This window comes from Sinomonas humi, assembly GCF_000802235.1.
Taxonomy (GTDB): Bacteria; Actinomycetota; Actinomycetes; order Actinomycetales; family Micrococcaceae; genus Sinomonas; species Sinomonas humi.
The window spans coordinates 1-523 of record NZ_JTDL01000020.1 but is presented as its reverse complement, the minus strand read 5'-3'; the positions used below and the strand labels follow the sequence as shown (position 1 = coordinate 523).

1 pseudogene is annotated in these 523 nt (G+C 70.7%); it reads right to left on the bottom strand.

The annotated features are described in order from the left end of the window. Positions 1-523: pseudogene (locus LK10_RS01530) on the bottom strand (pyridine nucleotide-disulfide oxidoreductase); the annotation flags it as partial.

Sequence of the window (523 nt, the reverse complement as noted above, 5' to 3'; positions counted from 1 at the left end):
TGCCCTCCGCGTCCAGGACCCGGCCCCCGTCGTTGGGGATCACGCCCCGGTGCACGTCGTACTCGAGCTCGGCCAGCTCCGAGCCGTGGTAGCCGATCGCCCGGTACACGGCCTGGACCGGGTAGTCCTCGAACTCCCCCGTGCCCCGGACATTGCCCGTCCCGTCCAGCTCCATCCGCTCGAACCGGATCCCCGCGACCCTCCCCGGGGCCTCCGGCGAGTCGTAGATCTCCACCGGGCTGTGCAGGAAGTGCAGATGCAGCCGCCGCGACGCCCGCGCCTCCGAAGGCCCCTCCGGGCCCTCCGCGATCCAGTTCGCCAGCGTGCCCACCATCGTCTTGACCTGGTTGTTCGTCCGGATCGCCTCGTCCGAGGCCTCGTCGAACTCGAAGTCCTCCGGGTACAGCACGATGTCCACATCCCGCGAGTGCGAGAGCTCCCGCAGCTCCAGCGGGGTGAACTTCACCTGCGCCGGGCCCCGCCGCCCGAACACGTGCACGTCCGTGACCGGGCTGGCCTTCAG